This window comes from Pseudomonas sp. R4-84 (genome assembly GCF_054130985.1).
Map to the genome: position 1 here is coordinate 3,711,031 of NZ_CP096390.1, position 14,583 is coordinate 3,725,613.

A 14,583-nucleotide genomic window follows, 5' to 3' on the forward strand; every position below is an offset into this window, starting at 1 on the left:
CAGGCAAACAAAAGGGCCATTCAAGAATTGAATGACCCTTATAAAATCCCGCAGAGCGGGTAATCGTGGCGTCCCCTAGGGGACTCGAACCCCTGTTACCGCCGTGAAAGGGCGGTGTCCTAGGCCACTAGACGAAGGGGACACAAACCTTCTTACTTGATCAGCGCTGAGAACTGATCGATTCAAGGCCGGAGTGGCCAGACCTTGAACCTGAGATTGGTGGAGCTAGACGGGATCGAACCGTCGACCTCTTGCATGCCATGCAAGCGCTCTCCCAGCTGAGCTATAGCCCCGGATTTTTCGCCTCGCGGCGGAGCGACATCTTGCAACATCGCTTCTGTAAAACTGGCGTCCCCTAGGGGACTCGAACCCCTGTTACCGCCGTGAAAGGGCGGTGTCCTAGGCCACTAGACGAAGGGGACGCAAACCCTTCTATACAATTGATCAACGCTGAGAGTTGATCGCTTCAAGGCCGGTGTGGCCAGGCCTTGAAGTGTAAATTGGTGGAGCTAGACGGGATCGAACCGTCGACCTCTTGCATGCCATGCAAGCGCTCTCCCAGCTGAGCTATAGCCCCTCATCGCTGAGGACGGGGCGAATCTTAAGGGCGTATCGGAGGGCTGTCAAATTTATTTTCAAAGAATTTGAAAATTTTTTGCCGGGATAACAATCACTTACCGACAAACCCCGGAAAACCGGGGCATGCCCTCCTCCATCAGCCGCTTAAGCGATCGCGCCCAGCAGCTTTTCCCACTCCTTGTTCTCCTTCTTGGACACGCCACCGAGCAGATCGATGGCCTGGCGCAGGCGGAAACGGGTCAGGTCCGGCCCGAGGATTTCCATGGCATCGAGCACCGACACCGAGCTCGCCTGGCCAGTAATGGCGGCAAACATCAGCGGCATTGCGTCGCGCAGTTTCAACTCCAGGGATTCGACCACTGCCTGAATCGTCGCGGTGATGCTGTCCTTTTCCCACTGGCGCAGGCTTTCGAGCTTCCAGAGGATCAATTGCATCAACTGCCGCACCTGGTCGCCCGAAAGCTTCTTGGATTCGAACAGCTTCGCATCGGGGGTCACGCCACCGGCAAAGAAGAACCCGGCCAATGGCGCGATCTGGCTGAACGTCTCGACCCTGCCCTGCACGTGCGGGGCAATCTTCATCATGTATTCAGGGTTGAACGCCCACTTCTGCACGCGCGCGGCGAACTCTTCCACAGGCAGGTCGCGCAGCCATTGGCCGTTGAGCCAGGACAATTTCTCGACGTCGAAGATCGGCCCGCCCAGGGAAACACGCGAAAGGTCGAAGTGTTCGACCATTTCCTGCAGCGAGAACTTCTCGCGCTCATCGGGCATCGACCAGCCCATGCGCCCCAGGTAGTTGAGCATCGCCTCGGGCATGAAGCCCATGCGCTCGTAGAAGGTCACCGAGGTCGGGTTCTTGCGCTTGGACAGCTTGCTCTTGTCCGGATTGCGTAGCAGCGGCATGTAGCACAACTGCGGTTGCTCCCAGCCGAAGTACTCGTAAAGCAGGATCAGTTTCGGCGCCGACGGCAGCCACTCCTCACCGCGCAGGACGTGGGTGATGCCCATCAGGTGGTCGTCGACCACGTTGGCCAGGAAGTACGTCGGCAGGCCGTCGGTCTTCATCAGCACTTGCATGTCCATGCGGTCCCATGGGATCTCGACATCGCCACGCAGCATGTCCGGCACCACGCAGACGCCCTCGGTCGGCACCTTCATGCGGATCACATGGGGCTCGCCAGCGGCCAGGCGACGGGCGACTTCTTCCTTGGACAGCAGCAGCGCGCGACCGTCATAGCGCGGGGTTTCGCCACGGGCGATCTGCTCGGCGCGCATCTGGTCGAGCTCTTCGGCGGTGCAGAAACAAGGGAATGCGTGCCCCATGTCCACCAGTTGCTGACAGTACTGCTTGTAGATCTCGCCGCGCTCGCTCTGGCGATACGGGCCATGCGGGCCGCCAACATCCGGGCCTTCGCTCCAGTCGATGCCGAGCCAGCGAAGGGCGTCGAAAATCTGCTGTTCCGACTCGCGGGTCGAGCGCAACTGATCGGTGTCCTCGATCCGCAGGATGAACTCACCACCGTGCTGCTTGGCAAAGCAATAGTTGAACAAGGCGATGTAAGCGGTGCCGACATGGGGATCGCCAGTGGGCGAAGGCGCGATGCGGGTACGGACGGTGGTCATGGCATGTCTCGGAAAGAAGATAAAAGCGAAGATCAAACAGGGGGCGAATGGTAACAGGCGATGGTGGGCGGGCTCCAGTGAGAGGCCGATTTGAGTAAAGCCTGCCAGACCGAGTCGCCCTCATCGCGAGCAGGCTCGCTCCCACAGGAAACCGAGTTGTCTGGACTGGATGCGGTCCACTGAGGGAGCGAGCCTGCTCCGGGCGGCGTTCCGACGATGAGGCCTTCGAAGCCACTGCAAGAGTCAGACAGTCAGCAACCGCTCGCGCAACTTGCCTATCTCATCGCGCAACTGCGCCGCGGCCTCGAACTCCAGGTCGCGGGCCAGTTGGTACATCTTCTCTTCCAATTGCCGGATACGCTTGGTGATTTCGCTCGGCGAGCGCAGTTCGGCTTCGTAGCGAGCGCTTTCCTCGGCGGCTTTGGCCATGCCCTTGCGTTTCTTGCTGCGCGAGCCAGGCACCGTGGCGCCTTCCATGATATCGGCGACGTCCTTGAACACGCCTTTAGGCGTAATGCCATTGGCCAGGTTGAAGGCGATCTGCTTGTCGCGGCGGCGCTCGGTCTCGCCGATAGCCCGCTCCATGGACCCGGTGATGCGATCGGCGTACAAAATCGCACGGCCGTTGAGGTTTCGCGCCGCGCGACCGATGGTCTGGATCAACGAGCGCTCGGAGCGCAGGAAACCTTCCTTGTCAGCGTCGAGGATCGCCACCAGCGACACCTCCGGCATGTCCAGACCCTCGCGCAGCAGGTTGATGCCCACCAACACGTCGAAAGTGCCCAGGCGCAGGTCGCGGATGATCTCGACCCGCTCCACCGTGTCGATGTCCGAGTGCAGGTAACGCACCCGCACGCCATGGTCGGCCAGGTAATCTGTGAGGTCTTCGGCCATGCGCTTGGTGAGCGTGGTGACCAGCACCCGCTCTTCCAAGGCCACGCGTTTCGTGATTTCCGACAGCAAATCATCGACCTGGGTCAGTGCCGGGCGCACCTCGACCTGCGGGTCCACCAGCCCCGTCGGCCGCACCACTTGCTCGACCACGCGACCGGCATGCTCGGCCTCGTAATTGCCAGGAGTGGCCGAGACGAAAATCGTCTGCGGGCTGACGCTTTCCCATTCGTCGAAACGCATCGGCCGGTTATCCAGGGCCGAGGGCAGGCGGAAACCATATTCCACCAGGGTTTCCTTGCGCGAACGGTCGCCTTTGTACATGGCGCCAACTTGCGGCACGCTGACGTGGGACTCGTCGATCACCAGCAGGGCGTCAGGCGGCAGGTAGTCGTACAAAGTGGGTGGCGGTGCGCCCGCCGGACGGCCCGAGAGGTAGCGCGAGTAGTTCTCGATGCCGTTGCAGTAACCCAATTCCAGGATCATTTCCAGGTCGAAGCGGGTCCGCTGCTCCAGGCGTTGGGCCTCCACCAGCTTGTTGTTCGAACGCAGGTATTCCAGGCGTTCTTGCAGCTCGGCCTTGATCCCCTCGATGGCGCCCAGCAAGGTTTCCCGTGGCGTTACGTAGTGGCTCTTGGGATAGAAGGTGAAGCGCGGCATCTTGCGGATCACTTCGCCGGTCAGCGGATCGAAGGCCGAGATGCTTTCCACTTCGTCGTCGAACAGCTCGATGCGGATCGCTTCCAGGTCCGACTCTGCCGGGTAGATGTCGATCACATCACCCCGCACCCGGAACGTCGCCCGGGCAAAATCCATGTCGTTGCGGGTGTACTGCAAATCCGCCAGGCGCCGGAGCAAGGCGCGCTGGTCGAGCTTATCGCCCCGATCCACGTGCAGCACCATCTTCAAGTACGTTTCCGGGCTGCCCAAGCCATAGATGCACGACACCGTGGTGACGATGATCGCGTCCTTGCGCTCGAGCAACGCCTTGGTCGCCGACAGCCGCATCTGCTCGATGTGGTCGTTGATCGAGGCGTCCTTTTCGATGAAGGTGTCCGACGACGGCACATACGCTTCGGGCTGGTAGTAGTCGTAGTAGGAAACGAAGTATTCCACCGCGTTGTTCGGAAAAAATGCCTTGAACTCGCCGTACAACTGCGCCGCCAGCGTCTTGTTCGGCGCCAGCACCAGCGTCGGGCGCTGCACCTGGGCGATCACGTTGGCGATGCTGAAAGTCTTGCCCGAGCCGGTCACACCCAGCAACGTCTGGTGCGCCAGCCCGGCCTCGATGCCTTCGACCATCAGGCGGATGGCTTCCGGCTGATCGCCGGCGGGCTGGAAGCGGGTGACTAGCTGGAATTCAGACATAACATAACCCCTGGGTTCACTCCTGTCGGCCAGCCGACGGGAACGAGGAAGACCGAATTGACTGACGTCGGCCGATGAAAAAGCTGGAATTCACACAATGTGGAGGTGAATGCCTTCGCTTTCAAGACGAGCGTCCTACACGCCTTGCAGACTTTGACGCGGCGAAGGGACTAACGGTCGAAAAAAAACGAAAATACTTACGGTAAAGACCGATTAGCCTGTCGCCCTGCCCGGTGATGGCCTCTATACTAGCTCCCCGTTTGTGCACCGCTCTAGTGCATCCGGCTGGAGCGCGACACGTCCCCTCATTCTCCATTCAGAGCCGCGCACTAATGAGCCTGTTTTCCGCTGTCGAATTGGCACCACGCGACCCCATCCTGGGCCTCAACGAAGCTTTCAACGCCGACACCCGTACCAACAAGGTCAACCTGGGCGTAGGTGTTTACTGCAACGAGGAAGGGCGCATTCCATTGCTGCGCGCCGTGGTTGAAGCCGAGACGATTCGCGTGGCTCAGCACGTGTCCCGTGGCTACCTGCCGATCGACGGCATCGCCGCCTATGACCAGGCGGTCCAGACCCTGCTGTTCGGCAAGGACTCCCCGCTGATCGCTTCGGGCCGCGTCATCACCACCCAGGCCGTGGGCGGCACTGGCGCGCTGAAGATCGGCGCCGACTTCCTCAAGCAACTGCTGCCAGACGCGGTCGTGGCCATTAGCGACCCAAGCTGGGAAAACCACCGCGCCCTGTTCGAAACCGCCGGTTTCCCAGTACAGAACTATCGCTACTACGACGCCGCCACCCACGACGTGAACCGCAGCGGCCTGCTGGAAGACCTCAACGCCCTGCCCGACCGCTCGATCGTTGTGCTGCACGCCTGCTGCCACAACCCGACCGGCGTGGACCTGAGCCCCGAGGACTGGAAAAACGTGCTGGCCGTGGTCAAGGCCAAGAACCACGTGCCGTTCCTGGACATGGCCTACCAGGGCTTTGGCAAGGGTATTGATGAAGACGCCGCGGCGGTGCGCCTGTTCGCCGAGTCGGGCCTGACCTTCTTCGCCTCCAGTTCGTTCTCCAAGTCGTTCTCGCTGTATGGCGAGCGCGTCGGCGCCTTGTCGATCGTCAGCGAGTCGAAGGAAGAAAGTGCCCGCGTCCTGTCCCAGGTCAAGCGCGTGATCCGCACCAACTACTCCAACCCGCCAACCCACGGCGCCAGCATCGTCGCCGCCGTGCTCAACAGCCCTGAGTTGCGGGCCCAGTGGGAAGAAGAACTGGCCGAGATGCGCCTGCGCATCCGCGGCATGCGCGACCAGATGGTGGACATGCTGGCCAAGGCCGCGCCGCACCACGACTTCAGCTTCGTCGCCCGCCAGAGCGGGATGTTCTCCTACTCCGGCCTGACCGTTGAACAAGTGACGCGCCTGCGCAACGAGTTCGGCATCTATGCCCTGGACACCGGCCGCATCTGCGTGGCCGCGCTGAACCAGAACAACATCGATGCGGTAACCAAGGCCATCGTCCAGGTGATCTGACACCCCGGCGCTGGATGAAAAGCGGGAAGCCATCGAGCTTCCCGTTTTTTTGGGTGCCCCCTGTGGCCAGGGATTTATCCCCTCGCCACAATGGTCAGCGTCCGGCCGGTAATGTGTGGAGCAGTAACATTTGCTACCTGAACACCTCAACCACGAAAATCCCGCCCAATCATCAACCCAAGCTTGACTTCTCTTTTCCAATCAGTAACATACGCGTCATTCCGCGATAGCTCAGTTGGTAGAGCAAGTGACTGTTAATCACTGGGTCCCTGGTTCGAGTCCAGGTCGTGGAGCCAGACAGCAAAAATCAAAGCCCTTGAATCGAAAGATTCAGGGGCTTTTTTATGGGCGCCTTTCGGCGGTCAGAGCCCGCTGATGGCCGTAGCGCGCCTGTCTGAGGTCGCTACCAGAACAATAATTTGGCGCCAATGCGGCATCATGGTCTGAATCCTGCTTTGTTTTTCCCAATCCCAAGCTGTCACCTGAGCGTCATGGCCGTGCCGCAAACTGTCCCGGTCCGCCATTGCAGCTTCATAACAACAAGGACGAAGCCATGCCAACACAAAACCCTCACCGCATCGTGGGACTGTGCACCTCGAGCAAGGTGTACAACGCACTGACCGAGCTCAAGCACCTGGAAGGCCACCGCAGCGCCAAGTTCCTCTCGCTGCTCGCGGAGAGCCTGGTCCGCAAGGGCCTGCTCAACGAGCAGGAAGTGGTGCACATGCTGGACCTGGTGGTCGATTGAGCGGCATCGATTCCTACTATTGAAGCCGTTGATTTTTCCCCATCCTTCATGAGACGTAAGGTAGCCCCATCGATTGATGGAGGTTTCCCATGCCCAAGGTTCAAATCATGTCTGTCGTTGGCAGCGCCGTCCCCGCCCCGCTCAGGGAACGAGGCCTGCTGGCTTGCTGGTATCTGGTGCAGGACGGTGTGACCATCAGCGGCCCGCTGACTTCACTGCCCGCTGCCCAGGCCATGTCGCAACGCATCGGTCCCTATCTGCTGCGCGCCTAAGGCAATTGCACCCGAGGCGTATTTTCGACGAACAACGCCCAGCACGACAGGAACAGTGCCGCGATCAACGGGCCGATGACAAAGCCATTCAGGCCAAACACCGCCAGCCCGCCCAGTGTCGAGACCAGGACCATGTAGTCGGGCATCTTGGTGTCCTTGCCCACCAGGATCGGCCGCAGGAAGTTATCCACCAGGCCGATCACGAATACACCGAACAGGGTCAGCACGACGCCCTGCCAGATCGCCCCCGACAGCAGGAAATACACCGCCACCGGCGCCCAGACGATGCCCGCTCCCACGGCTGGCAGCAGCGACAGGAACGCCATCAGCACCGCCCAGGGCAGCACTGTCGGAATGCCAAGCACCCAAAAGATCAAGCCGCCCAGTGCGCCCTGGGTAATCGCTACCAACAGGTTGCCTTTCACCGTCGCCCGCACCACCCGGTTGAATTTCAACTGCAGGCGGCGCTTCTGGTGCTCCGCCAATGGCACGGCAAAGCGAACCTTGCGCACCAGTTCCGGACCGTCGCGCAGGAAAAAGAACAGCAGGTAGAGCATCACGAAAAAGCTCACCAGGAATTGGAACGTCCCCTGGCCGAAACTGAACGCCTGGGTGGCGAAGAATTCGCTGCCCTGCATCGCGCTCTTGACGATCTTGTCCCGCAACCCGCTCAGGTTGCCCAGGCCAAAACGGTCCAGCAGGTGCTGGAAGTACGGGGGCAATGCTTCCTTGAAGCGGGCCAGGTAATCGGCAACGTCCAGCTCGCCACTTTCCAGGCTCTTGTAGAGTGCCGCGCCTTCCTGGACCAGCAAGGTGCTGATGACGATGACCGGCAAGACAGCGATCAGCATGCAACTGGTCAGGGTCAGCAGCGTCGTGAGGTTGCGCGGCCAGTTGAGTTTCAATTGCAGCCGCCGCTGCAGCGGCGCGAAGACGATGCCCAGGATGACGGCCCAGAACACCGCTCCGTAGAACGGCAGCAGGATCCAGACGAAGGCGATGCTGACCAGGATCAGCAGCAACATCTGTGATTTGTTTTGGAGGTTCTTGCGGTTCATTTGCTTTCCATGTCCTTGGCAGATACACATTAGTCCGCCAGGACTCGCCGGAGTGCCGTCGCGTCTGCTGCGCGCCATGAACCCAAATCAACACCGCCTGGCCGGACGTGGCCTACCCCGCCGCTTTTCGACCGACATTGCGGTGGATGTGCCGTTCGGCGTGTTGATACAGGGTGCGCGAGCCATAGCCCAGGCACTGATCCGGCTATGCAGGCGGCGAAGAACAACTGTGGGAGCTCGCTTGCTCGCTCCCACAGGATGACCGACAGAAACTGCCGAAGGCTGCGATCCTCCGCTTCCGATAGGGCCTGGCAAGCCAGGCGGCACATCTGGATCGAAAGCGAAAGATCGCAGCCTTCGGCAGCTCCTGCTGCCCGGATCAGATCCGGAACTGCCCCACCAGCTTGCCCAGGCGCTGGCCCAGGTCGGCCAGGCTGCGGGAGGTCTGGGCGCCGAGTTGGGTTTCGTCGGCAACGCTGTCCACGGCCACGGCGATCTGGTGAACGCTGCGGTTGATTTCTTCGGCTACCGCGGTCTGTTCTTCGGCGGCACTGGCGATCTGGGCGTTCATCGAGTTGATGGTGCCGATCAGCTGCGCCATGGTGTCCAGTGAAGCCCCAGCCTCATTGGCCCGTTCCGACGTGCCATCGCCGGCCTCACTGGAACGGCGCATCGCTTCCACCGCCGCATGGGTGCCGGACTGCAACCGGTCGATCATCCCCTGAATTTCCTGGGTGCTTTGCTGGGTCCGGCTGGCCAGGGCGCGGACCTCATCGGCGACCACCGCAAAACCGCGTCCCGCTTCGCCGGCCCGCGCGGCCTCGATGGCGGCGTTAAGGGCCAGCAGGTTTGTCTGCTCGGCGATCGAACGAATCACTCCCAGGACACTGACGATCGAGGCCACGTCCTGTTGCAGGCTGTCCAAGGACACGCCGCTGCTGCGGATATCGTTCACCAACGCATGGATCTGCTGGATACTGCCGGCCACCACGCGCTTGGCCGACTGGCCTTCTTCGTCGGTCTGCTGGGCCGCGACGGCGGCGCCCTGGGCACTGCGGGCGACTTCCTGGGCGGCGGAGGACATCTCGTTGATCGCGGTGGCGACCTGGTCGGTTTCGTGGCGCTGGCGTTCCATGGCCTGCTCTGAACGCTGGGCTTGCTCGGAGACTTGCGTCACCAGCCCGGTCAGCTGCGAGGTCATGTCGGTGATCTGCCGCACCAGGCCGTGGATCTTGTCGACGAAACGGTTGAACGAACCGGCCAGTTGGCCCAGTTCATCCTGGCTGGTAATCGCCAGGCGCCGGGTCAGGTCGCCCTCTCCCGCCGCGATGTCGTCGAGGTTGTCCTTCATCAGGTGCAACGGACGCAGGATGGTGTTGGCGAGCACCAGGCCCACCACCGCGATCACCAGCAACACCACGGCGGCAATCCCGATGATGCTGAGGATCACGCCTTGCAGCCGATCGTGGACCTTGGCTTCCACCAACGCCACCTGACCTTCGATGCCATCCAGATTCACCGAGCTGCCCACCGCCAGGTCCCACTTGGACAAGTATTCGGTGTAGCCGAGCTTCGGCACCAGGTCTTTGCTGCCCGGCAGCGGCGAGCTGTATTCGAGGTAATGCGTGCCGTCCTTGGCGACTTTCACCAGGTCACGGTTGACGTAGACACCGTTCGGATCGCGGTTGTCCTTGAAACTCTTGCCCACACCATCAGGGCTGTTGGCCTTGAACAGACGAATGGTCTCGGAGTCGTAGCCGAAGAAATAGCCGTCCTTGCCGTAGCTGATATTGGACAGCAACTTGATCGCCTGGGCACGCGCCTCGTTATCGCCGGGCGCGGCGGCATCGTAGAGCGGCTTGATGGCCGTCAGCCCGACCGCGACATAATTCTGTAGGGTGGCCTTGGCCTCGCTGAGCAGGCGCTCGCGGGTTTGCTGGACTTCTTTGCTGGCCTGTTCCTTCAAGATGAACGCAGTGGTCAGGCTGATGATCACGGCGGACAGCAATACCGGCAGTATTGCCAGGGACAGGACTTTAGCCTTCAAGCTCAGGCGCATGCTGTTCACTCTTGTAGGTTTTATGGTGTGGTTAGCTGGGTTAACGGCAGCCCACGGCAAAACTGTAGGACAAGGTGAACAGTCAGTTGGCAGGGTCGCTGAATTCAAGGGCCCCATCGCGAGCAAGCTCGCTTCCACAGGAAAATGCGATCCATTGTGGGAGCGAGCCTGCTCGCGATGAAGGCAACGCGGTCTTGGCCTACAACACCATCGCCGCCACCCAACCAAACACCAGCAACGGCAGGTTGTAATGGATGAAGGTCGGAACCACGGTGTCCCAGATGTGGTGATGCTGGCCGTCGATGTTCAGGCCGGAGGTCGGGCCCAGCGTCGAGTCCGAGGCAGGCGAGCCGGCATCGCCCAAGGCGCCGGCGGTGCCGACGATGCAGACGATCGCCAGCGGGCTGAAACCCAGTTGCAGGCACAGCGGCACAAAGATAGTCGCCAGGATCGGCACCGTGGAGAACGACGAGCCGATGCCCATGGTCACCAACAATCCCACCAGCAACATCAGCAATGCGCCGACGCCCTTGTTGTGGCCGATCCAGGCCGCCGAGGTTTCAACCAGGCTCTGGACTTCACCGGTGGCCTTCATCACCTCGGCGAACCCCGACGCGGCGATCATGATGAAGCCGATCATCGCCATCATCTTCATGCCTTCGGTGAACAGGTCATCGGTCTCGCGCCAACGCACCACACCCGAGACAGAAAAGATCAGGAAGCCGGCCAGGGCGCCGATGATCATCGAGTCGAGCAGCAGCTGGATGGCAAAGGCCGCCGCGATCGCCAACCCCGCCACCAACAGGCTGAGCGGGTTATAGCGCACCGCCACCTGCTCGGCGCGAGCGATTTTCTTCAGGTCATAGACGCGTTTCTTGCGATAGGTGATAAACGACAGCGCCAGGCCAAACACCATGCCCAGCGCCGGGATGCCCATGGCGTGGGTGATGTTGATGCCGCTGACGTCCACGCCACTTCTCGCGACGTTGGCCAACAGGATTTCGTTAAGGAAAATATTGCCGAAGCCCACCGGCAGGAACATATAGGGCGTGATCAGGCCGAAGGTCATGACGCAGGCGATCAACCGGCGGTCCATCTGCAACTTGGTCAGTACATATAAAAGTGGCGGCACCAGCAGCGGGATGAAGGCGATGTGGATCGGCAGGATATTCTGTGAAGCGACCGCGACGGTACCCAGCAGGCCGATCAGCACCCACTTGACGCCCGTGCCGCCGGCGGCGTCCTGGCGGTCGACCATGGCCAGGGCTTTGTCGGCCAAGGCGTGAGCCATGCCGGACTTGGCGATCGCCACGGCGAAAGCACCCAGCAATGCGTAGGACAGCGCCACCGTAGCGCCGCCACCCAGGCCTGCATTGAACGCCTTGAGCGTCGCCTCGATCCCCAGGCCGCCCGTCAGGCCGCCCACCAATGCGCCGACGATCAGCGCGATCACCACATGCACGCGGGACAGGCTGAGCACCAGCATGACGCCAACCGCCGCAATTACTGCATTTATCATCGTTACCTCAAAGCACAGCGATGGAAAGCCACCGGACAAAAAGGTCGCGACTTTGCAGGAAGCGGCGGCAAGCTGCAAGGGTCATGCGGCGGGTTTCGCATTCACTGCCGATCCAGTGTGGGAGCGAGCTTGCTCGCGATGGCGGTGGGTCAGTTGATATTCATTTGGCTGAACTGACGCTATCGCAAGCAAGCTCGCTCCCCCAGGGCTCAGCGGCACCATTAGCGTGTTTCAGCGCTTGGGCAAGTCGATCACGACCTTCAAGCCGCCCCACTCGCTGTCACCCAGCGCCAGCGTCCCGCCCCAGGTGTCGACGATGTCGCGCACGATGCCCAGCCCCAGGCCGTGGCCGTCGGTTTGCTCATCCAACCGCGTGCCTCGGCTGAATACCTGGTCGCGGCGCTCCGCGGGGATGCCCGGCCCATCGTCTTCCACCACTAGGCTGAAGCCCTCGACCGTCTCGCTCACGCTCAGGCGCACTTCGGCGTCAGCCCATTTGCACGCGTTGTCCAGCAGGTTGCCCAGCAGTTCCAGCAGGTCTTCACGATCCCAAGGCAGGTGCAAGCCGGGCGGCCCGACGTAGGCCAGATGCAGATGCTCGCCATGGATCATGTTCAGCGTCGCCAGCAATCCCGGCAGTTCGGCGTCGCAGTCCAGGTGCGCCCCGGGCAACGCATCACCGGACAACCGGGCGCGATTGAGTTCGCGGTTCAAGCGCTGGCGAACCTGCTCCAGTTGTTCGAGCAGCAACTTGCGCAGTTCCGGATAAGGGTCGAGCTTTTCGTTCGACGCCAGGCTTTGCAGCACCGCCAGCGGGGTCTTCAAGGCATGGCCCAGGTTGCCCAGGGCGTTGCGTGAGCGCTTGAGGCTGTCTTCGGTGTGGGCCAGCAGATGGTTGATCTGCGCCACCAGTGGCTCCAGCTCCCTGGGCACTTGCTCATCGAGCTGCGAGCGCTGCCCGCGTTGCAACTGGGCAATCTGCTCCCGAGCCTTTTCCAACGGACGCAACGCGCGATGTACCGTGAGGCGCTGGAGTAACAGGATCAGCAGCAACCCGGCCAGGCCGAGCCCCAAGCCGACCTGCTGCATCCTCAGGAAGCTGTCGCGCACGGGCGTGTAGTCCTGGGCCACGCTGATGGAAATTGCCTGGCCCAAGCGCCGATAGTCGGTGCGCAGTACCAGCAGCCTCTGGCCTTCGGGGCCCAGTTGCAGATTGCTGTGCAGGCCCGGATGGTCGAGCCGGGGCAGTTCCTGGTCCCACAGGGAGCGGGAGCGCCAATGCTCGTTGGCGAAATCGATGCGGAAATAGTGCCCGGAAAACGGCCGCAGATACGCCGGTGACAAGCGCCGCTCGTCCAACTGCAAACCTTGCGGGCCACGGACCAAAGCTACCAACAGGTTCTCGCTGTCGTTACGCAGCCCCGCTTCCAGATAACGCTGCAAGCCTAGTTCGAACAGCCACAGGCTGGTCTGCGCCAGGACGAGGCCGACCACGACCATCACACCGATCAGCCCAAGGCTCAGGCGCCGTTGGATGGATCTCACTGCGTCTGCCCGCCGAACAGGTATCCCTGGCCGCGACGGGTTTCGATCACGCTGCGCCCCAGCTTGCGCCGCAAGTGGTTGACGTGGACTTCCAGCACATTGGAATCGCGCTCGGTTTCTCCGTCATACAGGTGCTCGGCGAGATGACTCTTGGAGAGGATTTGCTCGGGGTGCAACATGAAATAGCGCAACAAGCGGAACTCGGCGGCGGTCAGCTGGATCTCCGCTCCGTCACGAATCACGCACTGGCGCCCTTCATCCAGGTGCAACCCGGCCGCCTGGAGCGTCGGTTGATTGGCCTGGCCGTGGGAACGACGCAGCAGCGCCTGGATGCGCAAGTGCAGTTCTTCGGGGTGAAAGGGCTTGGTCAGGTAATCATCGGCCCCGGCCTTGAGCCCTTCGATGCGCTCGGCCCAGGAGCCGCGGGCGGTGAGGATCAACACCGGCGTGGCCAGGCCACCGGCTCGCCATTGCGTCAGCACCTCAAGCCCAGGAACGCCCGGCAGGCCCAGGTCCAGAATGATCAGGTCGTAGGGCTCGCTGCTGCCCTGATAGATCGCATCACGACCATCGGCCAGCCAATCCACCGCATAACCCTGCCGCGCAAGCCCGGCCATCAGCTCATCGGCCAGGGGAACGTGGTCTTCCACCAGGAGCAGGCGCATCAGTCTTCCTTATCTTTGAGTAAACGGCCGGTAGCGGCCTCCAGGTCCAGTTCGCGCACTACGCCGTCGGTATCCAGCAGCTCGACTTCATAAATATAGACGCCGTGCTTTTCCTCCAGCTCGGCCTCCAGCAACTTGGCGCCAGGATGGCGGTCCAGCGCTTGTTGGAGCAATTGCTCCAGCGGCAGGATCACGCCCTGTTGGCGCAGTTGCAGGGCCTCGTCCTGGTCCAGGTCCCGGGCCATGGCGAGTGAACAGAACGCCAGCAGCGCCAGCGCCCAGCGGCTGCGGGCGCGTAAACTAAGCTTCATTACGTATCCTGATGATTCTTGAGCACCTTGCCGCTGACGGCGTCGAGTTCCAGTTCCCATTCGATGCCATCCGCATCGCGCAGGTCCACCTTGTAACGGTACTTGCCGTATTCATCTTCCAGCTCTGAATCAATCACGGTGCCGTCAGGGTGTTCGGCCAGGGCCGCTTCGTTGAGCTTGTCAAAAGGCAGGATGGTACCAGCGTCCACCAGCTTTTTGATCTCATGGCGATGGAGATCTCGTGCTTGAGCCAGGCCAGCGCCAAAGGCCATGAGCGTCACGAGAATAAAGGCAGTCAGGCGGTTCACGGATTATCTCCTTCTTATAATCTTCACCGGGAAACTTTATCGGGGTGAACTTAACTGAAACTGAATTGCCATCATTGGACACACATCAATTGAGAGCGAGCTTGC

12 protein-coding genes, 5 tRNA genes and 1 pseudogene are annotated in these 14,583 nt (G+C 61.3%); 4 read left to right on the forward strand and 14 right to left on the reverse strand.

Annotated elements, in window-relative coordinates; translation table 11 throughout:
• Positions 1-66 precede the first annotated feature (66 nt).
• The 6 genes from M1D68_RS16985 to uvrB form a co-directional block, all read right to left on the reverse strand.
• Positions 67-142 (reverse strand) — tRNA-Glu (locus M1D68_RS16985).
• A 75-nt stretch (positions 143-217) separates the two neighbouring features.
• A tRNA-Ala gene (locus tag M1D68_RS16990) sits at positions 218-293 on the reverse strand.
• A 53-nt stretch (positions 294-346) separates the two neighbouring features.
• Positions 347-422, reverse strand: a tRNA-Glu gene (locus M1D68_RS16995).
• 79 nt (positions 423-501) lie between these two features.
• Positions 502-577 (reverse strand) — tRNA-Ala (locus tag M1D68_RS17000).
• A gap of 146 nt (positions 578-723) precedes the next feature.
• Complete coding sequence (gene gltX / locus M1D68_RS17005; protein WP_039593947.1) at positions 724-2,205, reverse strand: glutamate--tRNA ligase; 1,482 nt, start codon at positions 2,203-2,205, stop codon at positions 724-726.
• A 243-nt stretch (positions 2,206-2,448) separates the two neighbouring features.
• Positions 2,449-4,464 (reverse strand): excinuclease ABC subunit UvrB, encoded by a 2,016-nt coding sequence (gene uvrB, locus M1D68_RS17010; protein ID WP_434606894.1) that lies wholly within the window; start codon positions 4,462-4,464, stop codon positions 2,449-2,451.
• 332 nt (positions 4,465-4,796) lie between these two features.
• On the opposite strand from uvrB, the gene M1D68_RS17015 reads away from it, so the two are divergent.
• The 4 genes from M1D68_RS17015 to M1D68_RS17030 all read left to right on the forward strand — a co-directional run bounded on the left by M1D68_RS17015 (position 4,797) and on the right by M1D68_RS17030 (position 7,013).
• Positions 4,797-5,993, forward strand: a complete 1,197-nt coding sequence (locus M1D68_RS17015) for an amino acid aminotransferase (protein WP_420765675.1) — start codon at positions 4,797-4,799, stop codon at positions 5,991-5,993.
• 220 nt (positions 5,994-6,213) lie between these two features.
• A tRNA-Asn gene (locus tag M1D68_RS17020) sits at positions 6,214-6,289 on the forward strand.
• Positions 6,290-6,546: 257 nt separating this feature from the next.
• A complete protein-coding gene (locus tag M1D68_RS17025; RefSeq protein WP_420765674.1) occupies positions 6,547-6,741 on the forward strand; it encodes a hypothetical protein in 195 nt (64 codons plus the stop codon).
• A gap of 89 nt (positions 6,742-6,830) precedes the next feature.
• Positions 6,831-7,013: a hypothetical protein gene (locus M1D68_RS17030; RefSeq protein WP_420765673.1), complete on the forward strand. Its 183-nt coding sequence runs from the start codon at positions 6,831-6,833 to the stop codon at positions 7,011-7,013.
• On the opposite strand, the gene M1D68_RS17035 is transcribed toward M1D68_RS17030, so the two are convergent.
• From M1D68_RS17035 to M1D68_RS17070, 8 genes and pseudogenes are all read right to left on the reverse strand, one after another.
• Positions 7,010-8,071 carry an AI-2E family transporter gene (locus M1D68_RS17035; protein ID WP_420765672.1) on the reverse strand — a complete coding sequence of 354 codons (1,062 nt, stop codon included), beginning with the start codon at positions 8,069-8,071 and terminating at the stop codon, positions 7,010-7,012. The genes M1D68_RS17030 and M1D68_RS17035 overlap by 4 nt on opposite strands.
• Positions 8,072-8,450: 379 nt before the next feature.
• Positions 8,451-9,272 (reverse strand): methyl-accepting chemotaxis protein, encoded by an 822-nt coding sequence (locus M1D68_RS17040; RefSeq protein ID WP_371914218.1) that lies wholly within the window; start codon positions 9,270-9,272, stop codon positions 8,451-8,453.
• Positions 9,273-9,356: 84 nt separating this feature from the next.
• Positions 9,357-10,247 (reverse strand): annotated as a pseudogene (locus M1D68_RS17045) (cache domain-containing protein); the annotation flags it as partial.
• Positions 10,248-10,329: 82 nt separating this feature from the next.
• Complete coding sequence (locus M1D68_RS17050) at positions 10,330-11,646, reverse strand: Na+/H+ antiporter family protein (protein WP_420765919.1); 1,317 nt, start codon at positions 11,644-11,646, stop codon at positions 10,330-10,332.
• Positions 11,647-11,880: 234 nt separating this feature from the next.
• Positions 11,881-13,194, reverse strand: coding sequence for an ATP-binding protein (locus M1D68_RS17055; RefSeq protein WP_420765671.1), 1,314 nt, complete (start codon positions 13,192-13,194; stop codon positions 11,881-11,883).
• Complete coding sequence (locus M1D68_RS17060) at positions 13,191-13,859, reverse strand: response regulator transcription factor (protein WP_434559831.1); 669 nt, start codon at positions 13,857-13,859, stop codon at positions 13,191-13,193. Before M1D68_RS17060 ends, M1D68_RS17055 begins: the two co-directional genes overlap by 4 nt.
• Positions 13,859-14,170, reverse strand: a complete 312-nt coding sequence (locus M1D68_RS17065) for a PepSY domain-containing protein (RefSeq protein ID WP_420765669.1) — start codon at positions 14,168-14,170, stop codon at positions 13,859-13,861. The genes M1D68_RS17060 and M1D68_RS17065 overlap by 1 nt, the downstream gene beginning before the upstream one ends.
• Entirely contained in the window at positions 14,170-14,478 is a 309-nt protein-coding gene (locus M1D68_RS17070) for a PepSY domain-containing protein (RefSeq protein ID WP_434559833.1), read from the reverse strand. Before M1D68_RS17070 ends, M1D68_RS17065 begins: the two co-directional genes overlap by 1 nt.
• Positions 14,479-14,583: the final 105 nt, after the last annotated feature.

What these genes read in the sequence shown, in the direction of transcription:
- gltX (WP_039593947.1), bottom strand. Translation starts at nt 2,205, where the DNA reads ATGACCACCGTCCGTACCCGCATCGCGCCTTCGCCCACTGGCGATCCC.
- uvrB (WP_434606894.1), bottom strand. Translation starts at nt 4,464, where the DNA reads ATGTCTGAATTCCAGCTAGTCACCCGCTTCCAGCCCGCCGGCGATCAG.
- M1D68_RS17015 (WP_420765675.1), top strand. Translation starts at nt 4,797, where the DNA reads ATGAGCCTGTTTTCCGCTGTCGAATTGGCACCACGCGACCCCATCCTG.
- M1D68_RS17025 (WP_420765674.1), top strand. Translation starts at nt 6,547, where the DNA reads ATGCCAACACAAAACCCTCACCGCATCGTGGGACTGTGCACCTCGAGC.
- M1D68_RS17030 (WP_420765673.1), top strand. Translation starts at nt 6,831, where the DNA reads ATGCCCAAGGTTCAAATCATGTCTGTCGTTGGCAGCGCCGTCCCCGCC.
- M1D68_RS17035 (WP_420765672.1), bottom strand. Translation starts at nt 8,071, where the DNA reads ATGAACCGCAAGAACCTCCAAAACAAATCACAGATGTTGCTGCTGATC.
- M1D68_RS17040 (WP_371914218.1), bottom strand. Translation starts at nt 9,272, where the DNA reads ATGACCTCGCAGCTGACCGGGCTGGTGACGCAAGTCTCCGAGCAAGCC.
- M1D68_RS17060 (WP_434559831.1), bottom strand. Translation starts at nt 13,859, where the DNA reads ATGCGCCTGCTCCTGGTGGAAGACCACGTTCCCCTGGCCGATGAGCTG.
- M1D68_RS17065 (WP_420765669.1), bottom strand. Translation starts at nt 14,170, where the DNA reads ATGAAGCTTAGTTTACGCGCCCGCAGCCGCTGGGCGCTGGCGCTGCTG.